18 protein-coding genes and 1 tRNA gene are annotated in these 23,249 nt (G+C 39.6%); 14 read left to right on the top strand and 5 right to left on the bottom strand.

Translation table 11 applies throughout. The features are described from left to right. Window positions 1–9: 9 nt before the first annotated feature. A complete protein-coding gene (locus tag IT6_RS07515) occupies window positions 10–1,491 on the bottom strand; it encodes a Ppx/GppA phosphatase family protein (RefSeq protein ID WP_134439039.1) in 1,482 nt (493 codons plus the stop codon). 501 nt (window positions 1,492–1,992) lie between these two features. Next, a complete protein-coding gene (gene rsmA / locus IT6_RS07510; RefSeq protein WP_206825860.1) occupies window positions 1,993–2,808 on the bottom strand; it encodes a 16S rRNA (adenine(1518)-N(6)/adenine(1519)-N(6))-dimethyltransferase RsmA in 816 nt (271 codons plus the stop codon). 136 nt (window positions 2,809–2,944) lie between these two features. Here rsmA and metE point away from each other — a divergent pair, with 136 nt between their 5' ends. Next, entirely contained in the window at window positions 2,945–5,290 is a 2,346-nt protein-coding gene (gene metE, locus IT6_RS07505) for a 5-methyltetrahydropteroyltriglutamate--homocysteine S-methyltransferase (protein ID WP_206825858.1), read from the top strand. Window positions 5,291–5,338: 48 nt separating this feature from the next. Here the strand turns inward: metE and IT6_RS07500 are convergent, their stop codons facing one another. Then, window positions 5,339–6,487 (bottom strand): calcium:proton antiporter, encoded by a 1,149-nt coding sequence (locus tag IT6_RS07500; RefSeq protein WP_206825856.1) that lies wholly within the window; start codon window positions 6,485–6,487, stop codon window positions 5,339–5,341. Window positions 6,488–6,643: 156 nt separating this feature from the next. Between IT6_RS07500 and glgP the strand changes: the two genes are divergently transcribed. Further along, window positions 6,644–9,163, top strand: a complete 2,520-nt coding sequence (glgP, locus tag IT6_RS07495) for an alpha-glucan family phosphorylase (RefSeq protein WP_206825855.1) — start codon at window positions 6,644–6,646, stop codon at window positions 9,161–9,163. A gap of 10 nt (window positions 9,164–9,173) precedes the next feature. After that, window positions 9,174–10,541 carry a hypothetical protein gene (locus IT6_RS07490; protein WP_206825854.1) on the top strand — a complete coding sequence of 456 codons (1,368 nt, stop codon included), beginning with the start codon at window positions 9,174–9,176 and terminating at the stop codon, window positions 10,539–10,541. A 2-nt stretch (window positions 10,542–10,543) separates the two neighbouring features. On the opposite strand, the gene IT6_RS07485 is transcribed toward IT6_RS07490, so the two are convergent. Together IT6_RS07485 and IT6_RS07480 are read right to left on the bottom strand one after the other, a co-directional pair. Continuing rightward, entirely contained in the window at window positions 10,544–11,341 is a 798-nt protein-coding gene (locus tag IT6_RS07485) for a class I SAM-dependent methyltransferase (protein WP_206825853.1), read from the bottom strand. A 184-nt stretch (window positions 11,342–11,525) separates the two neighbouring features. Then, window positions 11,526–11,607: transfer RNA gene (locus IT6_RS07480), tRNA-Leu, on the bottom strand. A gap of 162 nt (window positions 11,608–11,769) precedes the next feature. Here IT6_RS07480 and rsmI point away from each other — a divergent pair. The 11 genes from rsmI (at window position 11,770) to IT6_RS07425 (ending at window position 23,243) form a co-directional block, all read left to right on the top strand. Then, window positions 11,770–12,528 carry a 16S rRNA (cytidine(1402)-2'-O)-methyltransferase gene (gene rsmI / locus IT6_RS07475; RefSeq protein WP_206825852.1) on the top strand — a complete coding sequence of 253 codons (759 nt, stop codon included), beginning with the start codon at window positions 11,770–11,772 and terminating at the stop codon, window positions 12,526–12,528. A gap of 26 nt (window positions 12,529–12,554) precedes the next feature. Next, window positions 12,555–13,079, top strand: coding sequence for a hypothetical protein (locus IT6_RS07470; RefSeq protein ID WP_134439047.1), 525 nt, complete (start codon window positions 12,555–12,557; stop codon window positions 13,077–13,079). 105 nt (window positions 13,080–13,184) lie between these two features. Continuing rightward, on the top strand, window positions 13,185–13,955 hold the full coding sequence (locus IT6_RS07465; RefSeq protein WP_206825851.1) for a MotA/TolQ/ExbB proton channel family protein: 771 nt from the start codon (window positions 13,185–13,187) through the stop codon (window positions 13,953–13,955). Further along, window positions 13,939–14,364, top strand: a complete 426-nt coding sequence (locus IT6_RS07460; protein ID WP_242524148.1) for an ExbD/TolR family protein — start codon at window positions 13,939–13,941, stop codon at window positions 14,362–14,364. The genes IT6_RS07465 and IT6_RS07460 overlap by 17 nt, the downstream gene beginning before the upstream one ends. Then, the gene (locus IT6_RS07455; protein ID WP_134439050.1) at window positions 14,351–15,148 is read left to right on the top strand and encodes a hypothetical protein; all 798 of its coding nucleotides are present in this window, start codon (window positions 14,351–14,353) and stop codon (window positions 15,146–15,148) included. Before IT6_RS07460 ends, IT6_RS07455 begins: the two co-directional genes overlap by 14 nt. Beyond that, on the top strand, window positions 15,145–15,369 hold the full coding sequence (locus IT6_RS07450; protein ID WP_134439051.1) for a hypothetical protein: 225 nt from the start codon (window positions 15,145–15,147) through the stop codon (window positions 15,367–15,369). Before IT6_RS07455 ends, IT6_RS07450 begins: the two co-directional genes overlap by 4 nt. A gap of 23 nt (window positions 15,370–15,392) precedes the next feature. Further along, a complete protein-coding gene (locus tag IT6_RS07445; RefSeq protein ID WP_134439052.1) occupies window positions 15,393–16,568 on the top strand; it encodes a GuaB3 family IMP dehydrogenase-related protein in 1,176 nt (391 codons plus the stop codon). Between the two features lie 136 nt (window positions 16,569–16,704). Continuing rightward, window positions 16,705–18,267: a glutamine-hydrolyzing GMP synthase gene (guaA, locus tag IT6_RS07440; RefSeq protein ID WP_206825850.1), complete on the top strand. Its 1,563-nt coding sequence runs from the start codon at window positions 16,705–16,707 to the stop codon at window positions 18,265–18,267. Next, entirely contained in the window at window positions 18,264–19,538 is a 1,275-nt protein-coding gene (gene hisD / locus IT6_RS07435; RefSeq protein WP_242524146.1) for a histidinol dehydrogenase, read from the top strand. The genes guaA and hisD overlap by 4 nt, the downstream gene beginning before the upstream one ends. A 78-nt stretch (window positions 19,539–19,616) precedes the next feature. After that, window positions 19,617–20,714, top strand: a complete 1,098-nt coding sequence (locus tag IT6_RS07430) for a protein arginine kinase (RefSeq protein ID WP_134439055.1) — start codon at window positions 19,617–19,619, stop codon at window positions 20,712–20,714. 18 nt (window positions 20,715–20,732) lie between these two features. Beyond that, on the top strand, window positions 20,733–23,243 hold the full coding sequence (locus IT6_RS07425; protein ID WP_134439056.1) for an ATP-dependent Clp protease ATP-binding subunit: 2,511 nt from the start codon (window positions 20,733–20,735) through the stop codon (window positions 23,241–23,243). Window positions 23,244–23,249: the final 6 nt, after the last annotated feature.

Below are 23,249 nucleotides of genomic sequence, written 5' to 3'. Positions count from 1 at the left end.
CCAAAAAAGTCAGCTATATTGCAAGAAAAAACCCGCACCGATCAAATAATTTGCTTCGGTGGCTAAATCAGCTGTAGTCAGCGGGTGGTTTTGAAGCCACCCTTCTGGAAATGTCAGCTTAATGAGGTTAGAGTTCACTTTTATATCTATCTGAGGGATTTCATCATCACTGCGAACTCTATTAAGCAAGACAGCCAGTCTTAATAAAACTCCAAGCTTTCTTAGCGCCTCTCGATCTTCGGGCCTTAACAATTGAAGCTCTGAAAGCGGAAACTTTCTTCTATGGCAGCGTACAAGCAAAGAAAGCCATTGTTGATCTCTAAGAGAAAAACCTGGCATATCCAGGTGATTTAAAAGGTATTGTCCATGTTTGTGATATTGACTATAAGAAACAAACAGACCTATTTCATGAAGGAGTGAAGCCCAAATAATCATTCTTCTTTGAAAATCCCCTTCTATTTTCCAGTCTTTTTTAACTTTTTCATAAAGACTGCAGCTCACAGCACGAACCCTTTCTGCTTGAGCTTTATCAACCTGGAAGCGGTTCATGAGCTCTTTTACCGTTTTCTCCCTAATATCTTTTTGGTAAAGCCTGCCCAACAAATCATAGATTACCCCTTCCCTAAGAGCACCCGACGAAACTTCCATCACCTCCAGAGAAAGAGACTCAAAAATTGCTGAAAGGATAGCAAATCCACCCAGTAAAACTTGCTTTCTGTCAGAGTCCACTCCTTTAAGTGAAAGCTGCTCTAGGCTGCCTGCAGCTAAAAGATGTTTTCTTAATTTTTTCAACGATAAAGCACTAATACCACTCTTCGACCAACCCTCAGCCAGTACAGCTTCTTGAATAGCTAAAATCGTACCACTGGATCCAATCGTCCTCTGCCAACCATGTTTCTTGAAAGTGTTTGCTATCGGTTCTAATTCTTGTAAAGCCATAATTTCAGCATTTCTCAATCGAGAAGGGGTAATGAATCCGTCGGGGAAAAAAGCTTTAGATAAGCTCACACACCCGATATAAAGACTTTCTACTCGACGAGCTGAAAATCCTTCTCCTAATATAAGTTCAGTACTCCCTCCCCCAATGTCTACAACTAGCCTTTTTTGAGCATCATCTTCCATGCAATGAGCAACCCCAAGATAGATAAGACGAGCTTCTTCATGGCCAGAGATGATATCGATTTGATGACCTAAGGCTGGTTCTGCACATTTGATAAATTCTTCTCTATTTTTTGCTATGCGAAGGGTATTTGTACCCACCGCTCTAACTCGATGAGGAGGAATCAATCTTATCCTTTCTCCGAATCGACGCAGAGTATCTACAGCTCTTGATATGGATTCTTGGCTTAGATACCTGTTCTCATCTAAACCTGCTGCAAGAGAAACGGGATCTCTAATTTTGTCGATTGGTCGGATCGATTCGTTTTCCACTTGAACGACGAGCAAATGAAAACTATGTGAGCCTATGTCTACCGATGCAGCCAGATCCATTGGAAAAATATTATAAGAGACTTTTACCCTTTAAAAAAAGCACAAAAGATCTCTTGTTTAAGGCCTCCAGAAACTATCTTTGAAGTTTTTATCCATGAACATGGACAGTACTTTTGCTGATAACCGAAAAAGCAAGAAATAGAAACAAAAGGCCTATTGCAAACATTATAATAAAGAAATAAATATCTCCCGAAGAGATCGTTTTCTTTCGACGATTGGCTGGATCTTCTTTTGATGACATGACATTATGTTAATGTCATTTAAGCAAAATAAAAAGTTTTTTTTACATATAACTTTTTTTGTTTATTACCGAAAAGATCAAGAATACAAAAAGTAGGCCGATCAAAAACATGATAATAAAAAAATAAATATTTTCGGCTGCTACCGCTTTTCTCTTCTGGGGATTATCTTTTTTTTCTGGTTTATCTTCGTTCATAAAAAAACCTGTGCATATTTGTTTTGTGCTTTTAATATGAAAACAAAATAATACGGAAATAAAGTTTAGTTTATACAGCTACCCACTTTTTTCTCTATACGGGATTTTTTTAATTCCTTCCATAGAATCACCCAATCTCCAGGAGGAATTTCCTCTGGTCTTTCTTCTAAAGAAAGGCCTATATTCTTGGCTAATTTTTTCCTTCGCTGAGAAAAACATTTTCTTACAAAAGCATAAAAGGCATACTTGTCGGGCTCAGTCATGGTTAAAGCCGTATCTTTAGGTTCAAGAAAGAGAATGGCTGATTCTACTCTAGGAGCGGGATAAAACACTTCTTTGGGAATTTTTCTAATCCTTCGAATATTAAAAAAATTCTGCATAAGAACAGATAACGCTCCAAAATCTTTGGTTTTTATTTTTGCCATTAGCCTTAAAGCAACTTCATGTTGTACCGTGAAGACCATTCTGGGAAAAGGTTCAGAAAGAAGGGCAAGCTTGGCCAACAAAAGACTGGATATGTTATAAGGCAGATTACCTACCAGGATTTTATCATTTTTAATCTGTGGGAAAAGATAATCGAGAACATTAGCTTCAATAAGTTCAAACCGATGGTTAGCACCATATCTATCGAACAGGACCTTACAAAAGCCCCTGTCTATTTCAATAGCTTTTAGAAAAACATCTTCCTGCAAAAAGAACTCAGTCAAAGATCCTAGGCCAGGACCAATTTCATAGACTTCTTTTGGTAAAGACAATCCTTGAAGAGTTTCCTTGACGATCAATTTGGCCAAGTTTTGATCAATAAGAAAATTCTGACCCCATTTCTTTTTCGGTGAAAGATGATAAGAAGACAATAAACTTTTAATCTGAAACAATGTCACGTTCTCAATTAAAATGACAGGATTTCTCAAAAGGGTAAAATAATATATTTAAAAAATTCCGATACAGTACTTTACAAACAAGGTGGTTATCCTCATATTTTTCATTCAATTATCTTAATTTTAACGGATAGTATCTATGACAAATTCCAATAATCGCCTTCATACTCATATCCTAGGTTATCCCCGAATTGGCTCTCGCCGGCAACTTAAGTTTGCTTTAGAGTCTTATTGGAAAGGGAAAAGCTCGCTTCACGAACTTATACAAACAGCAGAATCCATCAAAAAAGAATCTTGGGAAAAGCAGCATAAGGCCCAATTATCCATTATTTCATCAAATGATTTCAGCTTCTATGACCATGTTCTAGATACTTTATGTCTTGTCGGTGCTGTTCCAAAGCGCTTTAAGAGTAACGGCCCTGTCTCCTTGGATCTTCTTTTTACCATGGCTAGGGGTATGGAAAAATCTCGGCAAGGCCAGGATCCTTCTCTTCTTCCTCATCCCATGGAAATGACCAAGTGGTTCGATACGAATTACCACTACATCGTTCCTGAATTTGAGAAAGATCAGCATTTTTCTTTATCTTCAACAAAACCTTTTGAAGAATTTAAACAGGCAAAGTTTCTTGGCTATCTCTCCAAACCCATACTTTTAGGGCCTATCTCATTTCTTTTCCTGGGCAAGAAAAAAGATCCTTCAATCAAGAATGATGAACTGATCGCAAAAATCATTCCCATCTATGAAGAAATTCTGAAAGAATTTTATAGTTTGGGAGCGGATTGGGTTGAGCTTGATGAGCCCATTTTGACTCTAGATATTTCTTCGGAATGGCAGAAAGCCTTTTATGAAATCTATCCACGACTCAAACTGGCAGCCCCTTCACTCAAAATTCTTTTGGCGACTTATTTTGGTGCCCTAAAAGAAAATAGAGAAATAGTGTGCTCTATTCCTATTGATGGTCTCCATTACGATTGCACCCGTGCCGGTCATGAACTCCAGGGTTTGCTTCAAAGTTGGGATAAAAACAAGGTTCTTTCCCTGGGAATCATCGATGGAAGAAATGTTTGGAAAAATGATTTTTCGCAATCCCTCAAAATTATTCATCATACTCTAGAGTTCATTCCAGCTGAACTTCTTTGGCTAGCCCCTTCCTGCTCTTTACACTTTGTTCCTGTATCTTTGAAGGAAGAAAAAAAGATAAACGCAGAGATCAGGAATTGGCTTGCCTTTGCTGATGAAAAAATAGAAGAACTGAGCACACTCGCCACTCTTGCCTTGAGAGAAAATTACCAGAATGACGATCAATATAAAGAAAACCAAAAAGCTATAGAACAAAGAAAGACAAGTGGATTAATTCATGATCCATCTGTTAAAGAAAGGCTAGCAGCCTTAAAAGAAACAGATCTTTCTAGAAAAAGTCCTTATCGACAAAGAAAAGAACTTCAAGCCAAAAAACTTGGTCTTCCACTTTTTCCCACTACAACTATTGGCTCTTTTCCTCAGACGGCAGAAGTAAGAAAAATACGCTCTCAGTATCGGCTTGGACATATTGCAGAAGAACAATACGATCAGTTCATTCAAGAAGAGATCAGGAAAGTTGTTCAATTGCAAGAAGAGATAGGCCTGGATGTCTTAGTCCATGGTGAATTTGAGAGATCGGATATGGTTGAATATTTCGGTGAAAAGCTAAAAGGTTTTCTCATCACCGAAAATGGTTGGGTCCAAAGTTATGGTTCCCGCTGTGTTAAACCTCCTATTATCTATGGGGATGTTTCAAGGCAGATGCCGATGACCATAAAATGGTCCAAGTTTGCCCAATCGATTACAACAAAACCCATGAAAGGAATGCTTACAGGACCTGTGACCATTTTGCAATGGAGCTTTGTACGAGACGACCAGCCCAGAAAAACAACTGCAAAACAGATCGCTTTGGCAATCAGGGATGAAGTCAAGGAGCTTGAACAAAATGGCCTGGGAGTGATTCAGATCGACGAACCCGCTTTAAGAGAAGGGTTGCCTTTGCGTAAGATCGATTGGAATGACTACTTGCAGTGGGCTATTGAATGCTTCCGCATCGCTTCCTGCTGTGTCGAAGATTCCACCCAGATTCATACGCATATGTGTTACTCTGAATTTGGGGACATTATTGAAGCCATTGCGAAACTCGATGCCGATGTCATATCCCTTGAAGCTTCTCGATCAAACCTTGAACTGATTGATTCTTTTGTACGGTTCAGATATCCTAATGATATCGGTCTGGGGGTTTGGGACATCCATTCTCCAAGGATCCCAACCACTGAAGAAATACTTGCTATCCTGAGAAAAGCCCTTTCTGTTTTCCCAAAGGAATCTTTATGGGTAAATCCTGATTGTGGTCTTAAAACTCGCAGTTATGAAGAAGTCATACCCTCTCTGAAAAATATGGTTGAGGCCGCTCATCTATTGAGAAAAGAAATAGAATCACAAAATCATTCGACTCATTGAGACTAGATTCCCTGCTAGCATTCTCTGAAGAATAATTTTCTTTAAGACTCAATCAAACATCATAATAAAATATGATAAAAAGAGCAGGAGATGGGCTGCACCCTGCAATATATTTGTTTTTGTTCCAGAGAAAGTGATCTGACAAAGAAGAAGAGTCAACAGCAGCAAGGTAGCTTCTACTTGTCCAAGACCCAGTATTATTGAACTGTTGTTTAACAAACCTATGCTCAGAAGCAAGGGAAGGGTTAATCCGATGGTCGCGCATACCGAGCCTAAAAGGATATTCATCGATTTTTGAAGGCTGTTATGAATAGCAGCTTTAATGGCTGTCATGGATTCAGGAAGCAACACAAGCGAAGCGACAATAAAGCCACCAACAACTTTTGGAGTTTTAAAATTTTCTATAGCATAATTGATAGAAAAAGATAATTTTTCAGCAAAAAAAACCACACCTAGAAGCGAAACAATAAGCATTATCCCATGATATAAAGCGAACTTTTTTTCTTTTCTGCTTTCTTCTTTAAGGGCATCAAGATCATCCAAAAGAAAATATTTTCTATGACTTACCGTTTGGACAACCAGAAAAATCAGATAAAGGAAAAGGCAAGCAAAGATATAGAAAAAGGTTTGAAATTTTGAAAATGTGGGCCCAGGACTAGAACGGGTAAAATTAGGAAGAATCAAAATTAAAACGGCCATTGGAACAATAACGCTAAGAAAAGCTTTTGATCCTTCCAGATTGATTTTCTGTTCCTTATGATAGATGCCTCCAACAAGCAGGGTTATACCCACCACTCCTCCCAAGACAATCATTATGATCGAATAAACGGTATCACGTGGAAAAGTTAAATTTTTCACATTTGTAGACATGACATCCCAAATAGAGGAAAATTCAATGGCAGTGGCAGCAATGGTTAGAATCAATGATCCATAGGGTTCTCCAAAATGGTGTGCGAGTTTTTCTGCATGTTTGACAGATACAAACGCATTGGACAAAACAAGGCTAAAAAACCAGATCAATCCCACGAAGAATTCCCAATGACTTTCTATCTTATGAAATTTGTCTTTAATTAAAAAAAACAATACAAGAAAAGAAAAGAGGGAAAAAAAGAGGGCCTTATGAGAAAGGAACAATAAAAGAAATTTTTTTTTGTCCTTGTATTTGAGGGTAACGTTTGTTTTTCCTAAAAATTCCATATAATTTTTGCTGTTCTCTTATTCAAAAAATTCGCAACATTAAAGTTTCTCTTAAGTTTTTATATTAAGTGGCTTATAGTAAAATTCTAAACCATAATTTTTCAATGTTTTCTTTCCTGATTCTCTTGGATAGCAATCAAAAAAAGGAGATCGCCCATGATATCCCAACGCTACCTTTTTCCTGAAATTCCCGAAGAGTTAAAAGGCTTAGAAGATCTTGCCTCAGACATGTTATGGCATACTGTTTCAGGATCAAGAAGGCTTTGGCGAAAAATAGATCCCAAGCTTTGGGACGCAACAAGTAATCCCTGGTTCATCCTTGAAAGTTTATCTAAAGAGAAAATGACAGATCTCAGTCAAGATTCTGAATTCCAAAGCCTATTTAAATGTCAGTTAGAAGAAAGAAAGAAATATTTTGAACATAAAACCTGGTTTGAAGAAAATTTTCCCCATTTTAAAGATAATATTGCTTATTTCAGCATGGAGTTTGGACTTGGCGAAGAACTGCCCATCTATTCTGGAGGATTAGGAATCCTTGCCGGAGATTATTTGAAAGCTGCGAGTGATCTTGGTCTTCCGGTTGTCGGTATTGGACTTCTTTATCAACAAGGTTATTTTCGTCAACTTATTGATTCCAAGGGTGAGCAAATTGAATTTTATCCCTACAATGATCCTGCGCTCTTACCCGTTTTCCCACTAAGAAATGAATCAGGAGAATGGTTTTCCGTAGAAGTGCAGTTGCCCGGAAGAGTTCTCACCTTACGCCCCTGGTACGTCATTGTGGGCAGAGTGTTTCTTTATCTGCTTGATAGCAATGATCCTGCAAATATCCCATCGGATAGAACGATAACTGGTACCCTGTATGGAGGGGATAATGAAATGCGTATTTTGCAAGAAATTGCCTTAGGCATAGGGGGGTGGAAACTTCTTTCCAAGTTGGGTATAAAATGCAATATCTGCCATCTTAATGAAGGTCATGCTGCATTCGCTATTCTAGAAAGAGCCAAGAGTTGCATGCAAGAGATGTCTTTAGACTCTTTCTGGACAGCACTCTGGCTAACCCGCGCAGGCAATCTTTTTACTACTCATACCCCTGTTGAAGCCGGATTTGATCGATTTAGTCCCCCTTTGTTCCTTAAATATTTTGCTGATTTTTGCCAAGACGTTAAAATATCTGCCGATGATCTTTTAGCCTTAGGCCAACAATATAGGAGTAAAGAAGAACCTTTCAATATGGCTTATCTTGCCCTAAGGGGATCAGCAGCAACCAATGGAGTAAGCAAACTTCATGAGAAAGTCAGTCAAAATATTTTTCGAGGCTTATTTCCTCGCTGGCCTGTAGGGCAAATACCCATTGGATCGGTAACAAATGGAGTTCATGTCCCCACTTGGCATTCACAAGAAACCGATGAGTTGTGGGGCAGTATATGTGGCAAGGATCGCTGGAGACAGCCTACCGAAAAACTTGAAGAAAAATTCCGTTCTGCAAGTGACTGTACTCTTTTAGAATGGAGGAAAAAAAATCGTTTGAATCTTATCTTAGCCCTCAGGAAAAGAATTCGCTGTCACTGTGCCATGATGGGAAGGCATCCCAGTGACATGTCAGAGTGCAACTGCTTGTTTGACCCGAATGTTCTAACTATCGGCTTTGCAAGAAGATTTGCATCCTATAAAAGACCTACTCTGCTTCTCCATGATAAAGAAAGGCTAGCAAGGATTCTGACCGATCCTCACAGGCCTGTGCAACTGGTGGTAGCAGGCAAAGCTCATCCTCAAGACCAGATAGGCAAAGCGATGATTAGGGAATGGACCGCCTTTGTTTCAAGGAAGGAACTGCATAACCGTGTGGTATTTGTTGAAGATTACGACATGAGACTTGCCTTGGATCTCGTCCAAGGCATAGATCTCTGGATCAATAATCCCAGAAGACCATGGGAAGCTAGCGGAACAAGTGGGATGAAAGTGGTTGTAAACGGAGGACTGAACATCTCTGAGCTTGATGGGTGGTGGGCTGAAGCCTACTCGGCTGATTTGGGATGGGCTCTTGGAGATGGAAAAGAACATGATGCTGATCCCGCTTGGGATGCTTATGAAGCTGAGCAACTTTACAACCTTTTGGAAAATGAAGTGATTCCTGCTTTTTATGAAAGAGATGAAAGGGGTATTCCTAGAAAATGGGTCAATAAAATCAGAGAAAGTGTATCCCGACTGACCCCCTATTTTTCCGCCAATCGCATGGTCAGAGAATATGCAAACATTTATTATATTCCCCTCTGCTATGCCATTGAGAAGAGAAAATCAAAAGCTGGATATCTTGCTCGAGAACTTGAGAATTGGAAAAATAAAATTACCACGCATTGGAGTTCACTCCATTTTGGAAATTTCAATTATATCCAATCTGAAGGCCAGATCCAATTCAGCGTTCAGGTCTACCTTGATGAAATTCAGCCAGACTGGGTAGCTGTCGAACTTTATGCTGATGAAAGTGGCCAACATCCCCAATTTTGTAATATTATGGAAAGGGCAGAACCCCTTGTGGGTGCTTTAAATGGATTTGTTTATAAATTAACCGTAACTACTCAACGTCCTGCAGAAGATTTCACACCTCGGATCAGGCCTTATCATCCTGAAGCTTTTCTTCCCGTAGAGTCGGCTGAAATTTTATGGTTTAGATAACAATAATTTTATGAAACAAAAGTCGAAGGGAGGCAAAAAACACATTATCCTGTTGTTCTTTTTTATTTTGTTCACCCTTCTTATATTAATAAGCGTTAGTTTTATTTACTGGGTAAATGGCATCGTAAAAAGTAAAGCTTTTGCCGATTATGCAGCAAAAATTGTAGAAAAATATACAGCAATCTCTGGCCAGTTTGAACCTTTTTCCTTTTATGGATTTGGCTTGGAAACCCAAGGTTACAAGGGAAAAGGCAGCAAAGAATCCCCGGTTGAACTTATCTCCATTCATCCCATCGCTGTTCAATTAAGTTCTCTTGGGATTTGGGGCCGTCCTTGGATTGTTCGTTCCATTGAACTTGGCAATTTATCAATCGATCTGCAAACCCCTGAACTTCCTGCGGAAAGGAAGACAGAAAAAATTCCCTTAGCTTCCCCTTATTCGAACAAGGAAGAAGCTGTTTTGCTAGAGAAAATTCAGGTCAGATCGCTCGATCTCAAATGGCCTACTTCAATGGGAGGAGGAGGAGAAATAAAGGATATCGAGTTGAACATTGTTTCCCAAAAAGAAAAATGGCTTATTAACGGAAACAAAGGCTTGCTTTTACTTAAATCATTTCCTGAGTTGGCTATAGAAGAAATCAAAGCCTTCTTGGACAGGACATCTATAGACTTGTCGAAGGGAAAGTTACATCTTAATGGCTTCCCCAAATCCCTTGTAACAACAGAAGGGACAATCGGGCTTCTGCCCACTCAAAACACCCATATTGATCTTTCGTTAAACCAGATCCCTTTGGAAGCTGTTTTGAATGAACCTTTAAGACATGAACTAAAGGGAAATCTACGCGGAACCATTGGTATCAATGCTTCTCATGATATTATGAAAACTTATCATGGGGAAGGAGAACTTTATATTGATCAAGGAAGACTAGTTCATGTGCCTTTCCTTACGAACCTTGATTCTTTTTTAAAACTTAATCGACTTGAAGATATCCCCCTTAGCGTAGCACGCAACGCCGTAACATTAGAGCCTAATACCATTAAACTGCACAACATTGATTGGCAATCTGAAGAGACCATGAAAATGACTGGATGGATTACTCTGGTTGGACAAAAGGTTTCAGGAATATTGATGCTCGGCATTCGAGCTGACTGGATCCCTAGGCTCCCTGGATTAGGAGGGAAATTGTTTAATCCTGGAGAAGGAGGATATTTTTGGACAGAAATTCATCTTTCTGGAACCCTCAATGATCTCCATGAAGATTTTTCTCCGCGCCTAAATAATGCTGTTCAGGGAATATTACAAAAAGGAATTGAAAAAGAGATTCAAAGACAGGTTCCTGGAAGAATTTTTAAAAACATCCTTCCCAATTTTCCTTAATGTTAAAAAGCTTTCCGGGCAACCAGACAGAGTTTAATCCACCACCATACCGGTCTTCCCTCTTCCCACCCGATTTTTAAAACTCTCTTTGCATTTTGAGAAGCTTTCTTAACCATTTCATATATTTTTTTTTGGTTTTCCTCAGAAGTCCCTCCAGATTGGAAATACCACTCAATATCATCCTGTTTAAAGGGAATAAAAAGACTTTTTAAAGGTACTAATCCCGACTCAAGACAATACGATTTCCATTCGCTTTCAAATCTATATCCAACATGACTAAAATCCCTTAACTTTTCGACTTTATCCAACCAATCATAGGCTTCCTGTTCACCATTGGGGACTGTTCCATCGATAAGAACAAAAAGCCCATCTTTTTTAAGAACCCTGGAAGACTCCCTCACAAAAGCTTTCTGATCGGCAAAATGATGAGCCGCATACCTGCATGTCACCAAATCAAAAGAGCCATCAGGATAAGGCAGTTTTTCTGCGCTATGGATACGAAATTGGATATGAAGCCCTTCTGCAGCTGCCCCTTTCATTGCTCCTTCCAACATTTTTTCAGTGATATCACAGGCTGTAACCTCAAGTCCATGCCTAGCAAGAAAAAATGCTGTATACCCATTACCAGTAGCTATGTCCAGGGCTTTCATCCCCTTCTGAAGCGGAATGTCTTGAAATGTCTTTTCTAGATCTTCGAGATTCGTTAAGATATGACCTTTTTGGTAAAAAGAAGCACAGGATGAAAAATGCTTTTGGCTCAGCCTTTGTATTTCTTTATAAAGCTCTTCGTTTTCGCTCATTAATGACAATAGAACAAGTTTGTGCCAAAAGCGTCAAGTCTAGTAAATTTACTCAGAGAGAGTAGAAAGCTTGTTGCAGCTTATCTAAAGGAAAAAGAAAAAGAATTTAATTTTTTTCAACAATATTATTATTCTTTAAGCAACTAAAGCCTCACAAAAGATAGGATAAAGCAAGAAAATTCTATGGGCTTGGCGGGATTTGAACCCGCACGGTGTTACCCACTAGATCCTAAGTCTAGCGCGTCTGCCAGTTCCGCCACAAGCCCTCTTCTCATCTAAAGAATTAAACAAAAACAATAAAAAAATAAAATTTTTATCTTTTCTTCCCCGCAACATCAAAGGAAATGCATGAATAAAAGAGTTTAGGAAAAGTTTTTCATTTATTATATTACAAAACACAACTGTATTCTTAAAAAAAATGTTTTATAATGGTGAAGCTAAAAAACAACCATACGGATCTTATCGGTAGGCTTTTTGTCGTAGCCACACCCATAGGGAACCTGGAAGATATAACTCATAGGGCGTTAAGAACTTTAAAAGAAGTTGATCTGGTTGCTGCTGAAGATACCCGAAAGACCCATATTTTGCTGCAGAAATGGGAAATTAAAAAACCTCTTTTTACTTATAATAAAATAAATGAGGAGAGAAAAGCCTTGAAGCTTATGGAGTCTCTTCTTAATGGGAAAAGGGTTGCTCTGGTCTCTGAAGCAGGAATGCCATGCATTTCTGACCCTGGAGAAAGATTGATTAAAAAATGCATTGAAAAACAGATTCCATTTGAAGTTGTCCCAGGTCCTTCTGCTGTTTTACAAGCTCTAGTTTTATCGGGATTTCGGACAACGCCTTTTTACTTCGGTGGATTTTTACCGGTTAAATCGAAAGCAAGACGAGCCGAATGGATAGAAGCGACGACAAGGCCGTATAGCTCTGTATATTTCGAATCTCCACACCGGCTTCTCTCTTCCTTGGAAGATGCTCAAGCGATTATTCCGGATTGTCCACTTTGTATTGCTAAAGAAATGACAAAAAAATTTGAGGAAGTTTTCAGAGGAAAACCTAAAGAGCTATTGACCCATCTTCAAGAAATAAAATTAAAAGGAGAGTTTTGTATCGTTGTCGATGGTTTTGGATATAACAAAGAAAAAGCACAAAAATTATCGACAGATCCTCCTAACATTATAACATAAGAAATAATTGACTTTTTTCTTTTCCTATGCTTTTCTCTAGCCTGCTTAAATATTTCTTTCTTTGCCTGCTCCTTTGTTTTTTTGTCTATTCTTCTGTTTGCTTTGGGGAACAAGAAATTGAATCCAAAAATGGGCAAGAAAACTATGTTCCCGATAAACATATTAAAATTATTAAAGTATTGGAAATTCTTAATGATAAAAAACTTAAAGCCGGAGGCTTGCAATCATTGATATTTGAAAGAGCTTACTGGAACTGGGGAGCAATCACGCCTTCAGATTTTCGTGCGCGAGCAGGTCAAATTTATATCTTCGCATGGAAAAAAGGAGGGAAAGCGGAAGCTCTTACGGCTAGGTTCGAATATAGACAACTGAATACGAAAGAACAAACATGGTCACAATCCATTTATTATCCGAAAGCTCATGGGGCTATCGATTCGATTTTCAAGGTGATTGGGGATGTTTATTTTACTAATGGCACTGTTTTTGCCTGGAGATTTTCAGTGTTAAGAAACAATACCATTGTAGCACAAACCAAGTCTTTTATCTGGTAAAAATTATAAGGAAATATCATGATAATCTGATGATTTTTTCTGATCTGAAGCGATGAATTAAGTAGGGAATGAAAACTTTGATAATAAAAATCATTATGAAAGCCAATGAATGCTGTCCCCTTCTTCCTTGATCAACTCTTTTTAGCCGCTAAACAGAATCCGCGGGTTGTCCCCGAAGCTATGTCTCTTTTTGACATAGTATATAAAGGGGGACTAATCATGTGGCCGATCCTTTTTTGCAGCATCATTGCCTTAGGCGTATTTCTTGAAAGGCTTATTACCTACAGGAGATCTGAGTTGCATGTTGAAGAAATTGTTTCTGGAATTAAAAATTTAATTTTCAAAGGCAACTTCGATGAAGCTCTCCTCAGATCTTCTTCTTTCCATGGCCCAATAGGAAGAGTCATCCGGCAAATCATACTGTTTCATTATCTACCTATATCCGAATTAAGAGAAGCGGCACAAAATGCAGCACAACTTGAAATCCCAAAGCTAGAAGCACATCTGCCTATCCTATCGACTATCGCATCAATCAGTCCCCTTTTGGGTCTTCTAGGAACTGTAAATGGGATGATTGAAGCTTTTTTGGCAATGAACAGGGCTTCTGGTGCCGTGTCTGTAACTGATTTAGCTTCCGGGATATGGATGGCATTGGTCAGTACGGCAGCGGGGATATCTGTTGCCATCCCGACTCAAATCGCCTATAATTTTTTAGTTACTCGAATTTCTAGCATCCTTGGAGACATTGAAAGAGTTTCCACAGAATTAATCCATTCCATTATTGAATACAGGTGGCAAAATAACCAAGCTTTCGAGGAAGTAGATCCGAATCATGAAATTACGCCCAAGACTGAACCCTATGACAGGCACAATTAACGCTGTGCCTCTTGTCAATGTTGTTCTTTTGCTGCTTTTTTTCTTTTTACTGGGTTCTTCATTTGTCACTCTCCCTGGGATAGTCGTTGAATTGCCTAAAAGTCCTTTTGGAATCAGTGTTCCTTTAAGCAACTTGATTGTATCCGTTTTCCTTGAACCCGAGAAAAAAGACTCTTCATCGGACTTGACAACAAAACGATCTGCTCTTTTTTACATTAACGATCAAGAAGTAAGTCTTGAAGAGTTAAAAAAAATGGTTCCTCTTTTAGCATCCCAACATCCTAACCAAATGGTTATCATCAAGGCTGACAAAGAAGTTCCTCAAGCTTATATTATTGAACTGACTAATCTTTTTTTGGCTCAAAACTTTTCAGTCTTACTCGCTACCCAACCCGATGGAGAACACTAATTTAGAAGGGAAAAACTTTCCCCAGCTTCTTAACATTAAGAGTTCATCTGTTTTATTTTGGATCGGTTTTTCCTTTTTCTTTCACCTTTTTTTTCTTCTCTTTTGTAAGGTCACTTATGTACCCCCTTTAGTTGAACCTATTCCCCGTAGTAGGGTTTATATCTTTTCTTCCCATTCTGCCCTTATCGATTCTTCTCTAAAAAATAGGATAAATTTTCTTTTAAAATACAGGGATCCGGCTTCATTGATTCATCCCAAGAGACCATCCAATAAAAGATTGACGATGATCCAACCCTTATCTTTCCCTTTAAATAACACTACTCCAAGCCCTATATCCATTCCCATTGAAAAAGAAATTGTTTTTTATAAAACAACAGAACCTACTCTTAATGAATCGGCAAAAATTTTCTTCCCTTTGCCTCAAGAAAGACCCTCTTTTTCAAAGTTTCTCCCCAAAATAGCTAAACAATCAGTCGCTCTCTTTGATGAAATCTTAAAATCTAGGCTTATTTCTTCTTGGAAACTTCCCCAAATAAGCACGAATCTTTTGTCAGAGGCTCGAACAACAACACTCGTTATTTCTGTTGATCCAGAAGGAATAGTCGATCATGTCCTTCTTGAGGAGAGTTGTGGCAATGAGCAAGCGGATCTTTTGGCGGTGACTGAAGCTCGTAAGCTTCGATTTTTTGCAGACCCCCTGAATAGAAGAAAAATATGGGGAAAGATTAAAATATTCTGGAGCTATAGTAATAATTTTGAAAGTCAAAAGGGGGTTGTTCCATGATGCGCATTACCTTACCTGAATCTTTTTTTTTCTATTCAACTCTTTCACTTGCTTTTATTTTTATTTTATGGCTTTTTTATTATCTTAAGAGGCGTCGCTTAGAGAAGCGGCGCATTTTTATTTGTCGGTTCTGTAAAGAAAGAATTGAAATTGAACCCGGACAAATTACATTACGCTGTCCAAAATGTAATGCTATTCAAAATATTGAAATTGGAGTTTAATTTTTATTACCGGAGGTCATAAAATGGGTATGTGGATAGGAAGGAATCGAAAAGCAAGAGTCTGTTATGGTTTTGATGAAATTTCCTTGGTTCCCGGAGAGATTACAATCAATCCAGAAGAGGTAGACACTAGCTTTGAAATTACACATCCTTCAGGCAAAACTCTAAAACTTAAAATTCCCATTCTTGCCAGTGCGATGGATGGGGTGACTGATCCCAAATTTTGTATCGAAATGAACCGGCTTGGAGGCATTGGAGTTATCAACTTGGAAGGAATACAGACGCGTTACGAAAAGCCTCAAGAAGTTATCGAGGAAATCATCAAATGCGATCAGAGTAAGGTCACCGAATTGCTGCAAAAAATCTACTCTGCTCCAGTTCAAGAAAAACTTATTGCTTTAAGAATTGAAGAACTCAAAAAGGCAAATGCCCTTGCGGCTGTTTCCTCCATACCGCAGAAAGCCGAAACCTACGGATATATAGCACAGGAAGCTGGAGCCGACCTTTATGTAGTTCAATCTACGGTCAGCACAGTCAGACATATTTCCTCTCAGTATAAGACTCTTGATTTAAAAGAATTCTGTAAAAAGATGCGCATTCCTGTTCTGGTTGGCAATGCGGTTACCTACAATGTAGTTCTTGAACTGATGGACTGTGGGGTATGCGGAGTTTTAATCGGGGTTGGCCCTGGAGCTGCTTGCACCTCCAGGGGAGTTCTTGGCATTGGAGTACCGCAGGTGACGGCTACGGTTGATGCTGCAGCAGCAAGGGATAGCTATTTTAAAAAAACAGGTCGTTATGTTCCTATAATTACTGATGGGGGCATGCGCAGGGGAGGAGATCTTTGTAAAGCTATAGCTTGTGGAGCGGATGCGGTCATGATTGGATCCGCTTTTGCTCGGGCAGAAGAAGCACCAGGAAAAGGATGTCATTGGGGGATGGCTACTCCACATGCCAATTTGCCTCGCGGAACCTTAATCCGCATGGGTATTTCTGGACCCCTTTCCCAGATTCTTTATGGACCAGCTACTGTTGATGACGGTTCTCAAAATCTTGTTGGTGCTCTTGCAACTTCGATGGGTAATGTTGGAGCAGCGAATATAAGACAGTTTCAGGAAACCGAAATCATTATTGCACCCAGTATCCAATCCGAAGGCAAGCTATTTCAAATGATCCAATCCGTCGGGATGGGCCGATAAAAATTATCCCGACTTTATAAACAAGAAGTTCATCAATTAAAAGATAGACCAAAAGACAAGATGCTTATTTTGAAGGAAATCATTAACTATAACAACTCCCTTTTTCTTAGATAAAGTAGACTAAGACGAATAAATAATGAGAAAACCAAGACTCCTTCCTGAAAAGGGATGTATAGCAATCATCGATTTTGGTTCACAATATACCCAACTTATCGCTCGTCGAATTAGGGATCTAGGAGTATTCTCTATAATCCTTTCATGGGAAAGCTCTTATCAAGAATTGCTCGGTCTATCTCCTTCCGGTATTATCCTTTCGGGAGGACCATCAAGTATTCTTGAAGAACAATCACCTTCTATAGACAAAAAAATATTTGAAATAGGCGTCCCTATATTAGGAATCTGCTACGGTTATCAATGGATAGCCTCTTGTTTTGGAGGAAAAGTAGAAAAAGGAGGGAAAGGAGAATATGGTCGTTCTTCTCTTTCCATAATTAAAAATTCGGCCTTGTTTGAAGGTCTACCCGCTCATTTCACCGTCTGGAATAGTCACGGAGATAGAGTAAGTATATTGCCAAAAGATTTTGAAGTCATCGCTTTTACAGCTGACGAACCTCATGCTGCTGCCTGCAATTTCAAGAAAAATATATATGGTCTTCAGTTTCACCCGGAAGTTACCCATACGGAGCATGGGGATAAGATTCTTGCAAATTTTCTTTTCGAAATCTGTCATGCTGAAGCCAACTGGAATCTAGGATCATTTATTGAAGAAAACATTGAAGAAATAAGACAAAAAGTAGGAAAAGAAAGAGTAATTTTGGGTATAAGCGGAGGAGTAGATTCCTCGGTGACCGCTGCTCTTGTGCATAAAGCTGTTGGAGAAAGACTCTATCCTCTTTTTGTCGATACAGGCCTGCTCCGTCAAAATGAAGCCGAGACCATCATAAAACTTTTGCAGCAAAGTCTTGGTTTAAAAATACACCTTTTTGATGCTTCCCAACAATTCCTGGACCGGCTTAAAAATGTTGCTGATCCAGAAAGAAAAAGGAAGATTATTGGCAATCTTTTTATTCGTGTATTCGAAAAAGCTGCCCAGGATATTGGTGAAGCTAAATTTTTGGCCCAGGGCACGCTTTATCCAGATATTATTGAAAGTGCAGGATCGGGAAGAAAAGGAGCAGCCTTAATCAAGAGTCATCACAATGTTGGAGGATTACCTAAAAAGATTCCTTTTAAGCTCATCGAACCACTCCGATACCTCTTTAAAGACGAAGTCAGAAAAGTAGGTACACTTCTTGGACTGCCTCACGAACTGCTCTATCGTCATCCTTTTCCTGGTCCAGGTCTGGCCGTACGCTGTCTTGCCCCAATTAAGGAACAAAATCTACGGATTCTGCGCCAAGCTGATGCAATAGTTATCGAGGAAATAAAAAAGGCGGGTTTTTATGAAAAAATATGGCAAGCTTTTGCTGTTCTTTTGCCTGTAAGATCTGTTGGGGTCATGGGAGACAAAAGAACCTATGAGTATACAGTAGCAATAAGAGCGGTAGAAAGTGTTGATGGTATGACTGCAGACTGGGTTAAGTTACCCCCAGAGCTTTTATCTACAATTTCAAACAAAATTATAAATGAAGTTGAAGGCGTTAACCGGGTTGTTTACGATATTTCTTCTAAACCCCCCGCAACCATTGAATGGGAATGATCGATTTTAAAATATTTCGTTTCAGCGATCCACATTGGGAGGAAGAAAAAAAAGCGCTTTGTCGAGTCTATCTCCCACCGAAGGAAATCGAACAAAAAGTAAAGGTAGTTCTCGAAGAAATTCTTCAGACTGGAGATAAAGCGCTAAGCAAATACACTGAACTCTACGACAAACAATCGATACCCCCCGGGTCATTCAGGATTACCGAAACAGTAGCCCAACCTTCAAAAGAGGTCGTTGATGCACTTCGCTGGGCTAAAAAGAATATCAGTCTTTTTGCAAGAGCAAATAGGCCCAAAAGCTGGAGTATAACCAATAAGGAAGGGGCTAGGGTTGGAGAATTATATAATCCTTTTAGAAGAATAGGGGTATATGTTCCAGGAGGGACAGCTCCCCTGGTTTCCACTGCTTTGATGACAGTGTGTTTTGCCAAGGCAGCCGGAGTCAAAGAAATAGTCGTTTGTAGTCCCCCACCTGTTAATGCTGTTCTTCATTTCGCAATTGCCTATTCGGGAGCTACCGAAATCTATAGTATAGGAGGAATTCAGGCTATAGGAGCACTAGCCTATGGAACGGAGAGTATTCCCAAAGTGGAAAAGATATTTGGACCAGGCAATGCCTATGTTGTTGAAGCTAAAAGGCAGGTTGTAGGAGCTGTTGCAATCGATCTGTTACCCGGACCCAGCGAGGTTGCGGTATTTGCTGCAGGCCCTTCAAATGCAGACTTCATTGCTGCAGATCTTCTTGCCCAGGCAGAACATGGTCCATCCAGTAAAACTCTATTTGTCAGCCCTGAAAGTTCTCTATTGCAATCTGTCATCGATGCAATCAAAAGACAGCTTCCTTCCTTGCAAAGGCAACAAATTCTAAAAGAAGTACTCAGCAATCATTCCTACTTTGTTCAGGTTCGCTCTATTGAAGAAGGCATAGAGTTGATTAATGATTTTGCTCCCGAGCATCTCAGCTTGCAAATACCCTCCGCCAAAAAATATCTAAATCAATTTAAAAATTGTGGAGCGATATATCTTGGCCCATACTCTGCAATTGCTGCGGGTGATTTTCTGGCAGGTCCCAGCCATACTCTTCCTACAGGCGGGGCAGCAAAGTCTTTCAGCGGATTGACCACCTCCCAGTTCTATAGGAAAACGAGCGTTGTTGAATATTCAAAAAAGAGTCTTCTAAGAGTTTCTCCCTTATTAGAAACCTTTGCCCGGATCGAATCTCTTGACGCTCACGGTGCCTCGGTCTCAATAAGAACAGGGAAAAAATAAGCTTTTTCCCTTGCTATGGATATAAAACGTTGTTGATGTTATTGCGAAATTCCAATATTTTCATTAATTTATTGTGAAGTGAAAATAAACTCTTTAATCTCCTCTCCGAGCGAGTGGCTTCAGTCTGGGGAAGGTAATAACAAGATAGTTGTCTCCAGTAGAGTACGTATTGCAAGAAATTTAAACCGTTTCCCCTTTCCAGGTTGGGCAAGAAAAAACGAAAGGATTAGAATATTATCTATCGCTCTTCCGGAAGTCTCTTCTCTTGCCGAGATGAAGCCCGCAGCGATCATTGATTCAATGGATCGGTTTTCTCCCCTGGAAAAACAGGTTCTTGTCGAGGAGCATCTCATCAGCAGAGAACATGCTGCAAAAAACACGGGAAGTGGGGTAGCCATTAATTCTTCTCGATCCGTTTCCATAATGATTAATGAGGAGGATCACCTTCGAATACAGACTTTTAAATCTGGTTTACAACTCAAAGCAGCTTGGAAGCTTGCTGAAAAGATTGATGATGAACTTGATGAAAAGCTCGAGTTTGCTTTTTTCCCCAAAATTGGTTATTTGACAGCCTGTCCTACAAATGTAGGTACTGGTTTAAGGGTATCTGCGATGATGCATCTGCCTGCCCTTGTTTTAAGTGAACAGATCAGTCAGATTGTTAAAGCGGTCAATCGAATTGGTTTGGCTGTGCGTGGACTTTTTGGAGAAGGAACTGAGGCTTTGGGCAATTTGTTTCAGATATCCAATCAAATGACTCTTGGGGAAAGTGAAGAAGAAATCCTGGAAAGACTCCACAAAGTTATTACTCAAATTATACAGCATGAAGAAAATGCGAGACAAAAACTTTTACAGGAAAAACCAAAATTTATCTTGGACCAGGTAAGTAGGGCATTTGGCATTCTGCAAAATTCGTATATAATATCTTCTAAGGAGACATTAAATCTTTTATCTGTTGTCCGTCTTGGCATCGATTTAGGCATGTTTCCTGAAAATAATAGAATGATAATTGATGAGTGTTTGATAAAGATTCAGCCGGCTCATTTGCAAATGGCTTATGAGAAAAAACTAACGTCTGAAGAAAGAGATGAATTGAGGGCAGATTTTCTGAGAGAAAGATTTAAAAATTTTCCTTCTCCAGATACTAGGCATTTACAATTTCCATTTCATCATTAACGCAGGAGGCTATCTCAAATGACAAACTTCACTCCTAGAGCACAACAAGTTCTGGCACTTGCAAGGCAAGAGGCAGAAAGATTTGGGCATAATCATGTAGGGACTGAGCATCTTTTGCTTGGCCTAATTAAACTGGCCCAAGGAGTAGCCATTAATGTTCTTCAAAAACTTGGAGTGGATCTAGAAACGGTACGTGTCGAGATAGAAAAAAAGATATCTTCTGTGCCTTCTGAAGGAAAACCCATTACACCTATTCCCTACACACCGCGGGTAAAAAAAGTCTTAGCTCTGGCGGGCAAAGAAGCGAAAGCTTTGAACCATAGTTATGTGGGCACTGAACATATTCTTTTAGGGCTGCTCCGTGAAGGAGAAGGGGTAGCAGCGACCATTTTGAAGAATCTTGATATCGATCTTGAAAGAGTAAGAAATGAAATTTTGAAAGAGCTGGATCCCAATTTTTCTTCCAGTGGTGAAGAGGAAAATCCTGAACCCGCTTTTGCTGGAACAACTGAAACAGCCACAAAAAAAGAGGTTAAAACTCCCGCATTAAAAGCATTCGGTAGGGATTTAACTGAACTGGCCAGGCGTGGAGAACTTGATCCGGTTATAGGGAGAAAAAATGAGATTGAGCGGGTCATGCAGATCCTTTGCCGGAGGACTAAAAACAATCCTGTGCTTATTGGGGAAGCAGGGGTGGGCAAAACTGCGATTGTGGAAGGACTTGCCCAAGAAATCGCCAATGAAAATGTTCCCGATCTATTAAGAGACAAAAAAATCATTACTCTGGATCTTGCCTTGATGGTTGCTGGAACCAAGTATAGGGGGCAGTTTGAAGAGAGAATTAAAGCGGTTATGGAGGAGATCCGGAAGGCAAAAAACATTATCCTTTTTATAGATGAACTCCATACCATTGTTGGAGCTGGATCAGCAGAAGGGGCTATGGATGCTTCTAATATCATTAAACCTGCATTATCCAGAGGAGAACTTCAATGCATTGGAGCGACTACCCTTTCTGAGTATCGCAAATATATAGAAAAAGATGCCGCTTTGGAAAGAAGGTTCCAAACTGTTCTTGTAGAAGCGCCAAGTGTAGAAGAAACTATCCAGATCCTCCATGGGCTTAAAGCCAAATATGAATTACATCACAAGGCCAAGTTTACCGATCAAGCCATTGACACCGCTGTGCGTCTTTCGGACAGGTATCTTACCGGAAGGTTTCTGCCCGATAAAGCTATCGATATTATGGATGAAGCGGGTGCGAGGGCTAGAATAGCTGCTACAATGAGGCCTGCCGAACTGAAAGATCTCGAAAACGAGCTCGCTTCAATCAGGGCCAAAAAAGATGAGTGTATAAAGGCTCAAAATTTCGAAAAGGCAGCGGCCTTAAGAGATAAAGAAAGGGAGTTGAAAGAGAAACTTGAACAGAAAATTGCCGAGTGGAAAAAGCGTAGAGACGAAAAAGAAACGACCATTACTGAAGATGACATGATGCAGATCGTTTCCAAGTGGACGGGCATTCCTATTACTCGAATCACTGAGAACGATCAGAGTAAATTTCTTAATGTGGGTGCGGAGTTAAGGAAAAGAGTCATTGGACAAGATGAGGCCATAGAGGCTTTGAGTCGAGCCTTACAACGGTCGAGAGCTGATCTGAAAGATCCTAAAAGACCAATAGGTTCTTTCATATTCCTCGGCCCAACTGGGGTGGGCAAAACCATGCTGGCAAAGACGTTAGCCGAATATGTATTCGGAAGCCCCGATGCCCTTATCCAGATCGACATGAGTGAATACATGGAAAAGTTTAATGTTTCTCGACTCATAGGTTCTCCTCCCGGTTATGTTGGCTATGAGGAGGGAGGACAGCTTACCGAGAAAATCCGTCGTAGGCCGTATTCGGTGGTTCTTTTTGACGAGATTGAAAAAGCACATCCAGATGTCTGGAATATACTCTTGCAAATTCTGGAAGATGGGATTGTTACAGATAGCTTAGGTAGAAGAATAGACTTCAGAAATACCATCATTATCATGACTTCTAATGTGGGTGCTGAAATGGGACTCAAGCCCGGAGTTCTTGGATTTCGTGCCAAGCAAGACGAAGTTTCCTATGAGCAGATGAAAGAAAGAATGATGGAAACGGTAAAAAGGACTTTCAAGCCCGAGTTTTTAAATAGGGTGGATGATATTATAGTCTTCAGATCTTTGAGTAAAGAAGACATGGTCAAAATCGTGCAATTAGAGGTTAATAAGGTTGCAGAAAGACTGAAAAGTAAAAAATTGAGCATACAACTGACTGAAGCGGCGATCGATTTCTTGATTGAAAAGGGATATGAGCCTGCTTATGGAGCAAGACCTTTGAGAAGAGCAGTAGAAAAATATGTTGAAAATGCTATTGCCGAAGAGTTACTCAAAGGGAAATTTGCGGAATCTACAATAGTCGAGGTCGATGCTAGGGAGGGAATGTTGATCTTCACTCCTAAACGATCTCCCATTGATTCTTCTTCCCAATCCCAAGTTGAATCAACAGTTTAAAAAAAA

This window comes from Methylacidiphilum caldifontis (assembly GCF_017310505.1).
Lineage (GTDB): Bacteria > Verrucomicrobiota > Verrucomicrobiia > Methylacidiphilales > Methylacidiphilaceae > Methylacidiphilum > Methylacidiphilum caldifontis.
The sequence above is the reverse complement of the archived record's forward strand: the minus strand, read 5'-3'. Positions and strand labels throughout refer to the sequence as shown.